Annotated in this window: 3 protein-coding genes; all 3 read right to left on the reverse strand. The window is 53.0% G+C overall.

The window, feature by feature from the left end:
• Window positions 1-20 precede the first annotated feature (20 nt).
• Window positions 21-896 (reverse strand): nitrogenase iron protein, encoded by an 876-nt coding sequence (gene nifH / locus B3W37_RS08895; RefSeq protein ID WP_483175448.1) that lies wholly within the window; start codon window positions 894-896, stop codon window positions 21-23.
• A 5-nt stretch (window positions 897-901) separates the two neighbouring features.
• A complete protein-coding gene (locus B3W37_RS08900) occupies window positions 902-1255 on the reverse strand; it encodes a NifB/NifX family molybdenum-iron cluster-binding protein (RefSeq protein WP_483170168.1) in 354 nt (117 codons plus the stop codon).
• 34 nt (window positions 1256-1289) lie between these two features.
• A partial coding sequence (locus B3W37_RS08905) for a radical SAM protein (RefSeq protein ID WP_483175442.1) occupies window positions 1290-1986 on the reverse strand: 697 nt, incomplete at its 5' end.

Here is a 1986-nt window from a genome sequence, read left to right on the forward strand (position 1 = left end):
AAAACCGGTCGCCTCCGCGCTTAAATCCCGCTGGCCTCACTGCGCACTTCACCCGTTTCATAGGCCAAAAGATATTCGGCCCAGTGGGAAGCCCACTCGCGCAAAGCCTGAATCCCCAGTGGAGACGGCGTTTTCGACTCGCTGTGTGCAGCGATTTTGAGAGCCAGGCTGCGGTAGATTTGGGCCTGATCCGATTCGGGAGCCAGTTCGACGGTGGTCTTGCCCTGAAGCTCACTCTGGGTTACGGTAATGGAGCGGGGAATGTATTCTATAACTTGCGTGTTGGTCTTTTGAACGAAATCGTCCACGATCTCCCTGGCATAGGGGGCATTGATGGAATTGGCGATGAGCCCGCCCAGTAAGGCCCCGCCACTTTTGGAGTATTTCTGTATACCGCTGAAAAGATTGTTGGCTGCATATATGGCCATAAAATCCGCCGAAGAGACCGTAAACACGTGTTCGGCGATTCCCTCCCGAATAGGCATGGCAAAGCCTCCGCAAACAACATCGCCCAGCACATCGTAAATGACAAAATCAAGATCCAGGGTCTCAAACACTTTTTGTTGTTTAAACAATTGAACCGCCGTGATGATTCCCCGGCCGGCGCATCCCACCCCCGGCGCAGGGCCTCCGGCCTCTACGCAATAAACCCCGCCATAGCCTTCAAAAATAACTTCCGCAGGCTTAACCACGGTTTTTTCCCGCAGAGAGTCGAGGACGGTGGGAATATATTGCCCGCCTCGCAAAGTATTGGTGGAGTCGGCTTTGGGATCGCAGCCAAACTGCATCACTTTAAAGCCTTCCCTGGCCAGAGCGGCGCTGATGTTGGAAGTCGTAGTGGATTTTCCTATTCCCCCTTTGCCGTAGATGGCAATCTGTTTGATCTTCTTCGCCAATTCGTTCACCTCTGATTTTCTTTGTCTTGATTGCGTAAATAATGGTGCAGCTTGCGCAGCACCGGCTCAATAAGTCCCGGTATGGCCAAGACCTGAATACCCGCTTGCGTCAAAGCTTCTTCGGCTCCCGGCCCCACCCGGCTGACCAGGATCACCCGGCAGTCGGACAGACTCTGAACGGTATGCTGGAGGAGATTGTCATGGTTTGCTTCGCTCCCGCATAGGGGAACTGTTTTACGCAATTCATAAAACTCCGGACCTTTTTCCTCCAAATCAAAAACGAGAAACTGTCCAGCCCTCCCAAAATGCTGGTTTATCACTTTTCCGTCACTGCTGGCCACGGCCACCCGGCAGGACATATTTCCACCACCTCACATGCATGCATTGCGCTTTTTATCCGTGTGAAAAGGTCTGCATGGGACTATCGTATAAAACAGCGGCCAAATCCGTTTTCGAGCCGGGAATGCCGCAGGCGTCGGCCCGGCACTGCTGGCAATGCCGGAAAACGGGCAGATGATCCTCGGCGTTACTGCGCGCCCGGTTTAAGTCTTCGCAGGAAGGAGGACTGAGGTGCGCCATCTGGTTTTGAGGTATTAGAGGAATGATATTGATCAATGAAGCCCCAACACGGGCTGTAACCCTGGCAACTTCGCCGACATGCCCGTCGTTAAGCCCGGGAATGAGAACCGTATTAATCTTTACGATTAAGCCCAGTTTAGCCGCTTTGTCAATGCCCTTGAGCTGAGCCAGCAATAGCCAGCGTGCTGCTGCCGAACCGGTTAAATATTGCTTTTGATAGACTATGTGCGAGCAAATTTCTTGCAAAATTTGTATATTGACCGCATTCACTGTTACAGTGACGGTCTTGACCCCGACATCTACGATCTTTTGCGCCTTTTCTTCCAAGAGCAGGCCGTTGGTGCTGAGGCAATTGATCAACTGTGGAAATCGGGCATGGATCAATGCGAAGGCATCCAGAGCATGATCGCTAGCCAGCGTATCACCGGGACCGGCGATGCCGGCCACAGTAATGTCAGGGCACAGCGCCAACGCCCGTTCAACCGTATTTACGGCTTCCTCCGGGGTCAGA

It is taken from the genome of Syntrophomonas sp. UBA5494 (assembly GCF_002426325.1).

Bases quoted from the DNA above. Each gene is read 5' to 3' on its own strand.
- B3W37_RS08900 (WP_483170168.1), bottom strand. From the start codon at position 1,255: ATGTCCTGCCGGGTGGCCGTGGCCAGCAGTGACGGAAAAGTGATAAAC.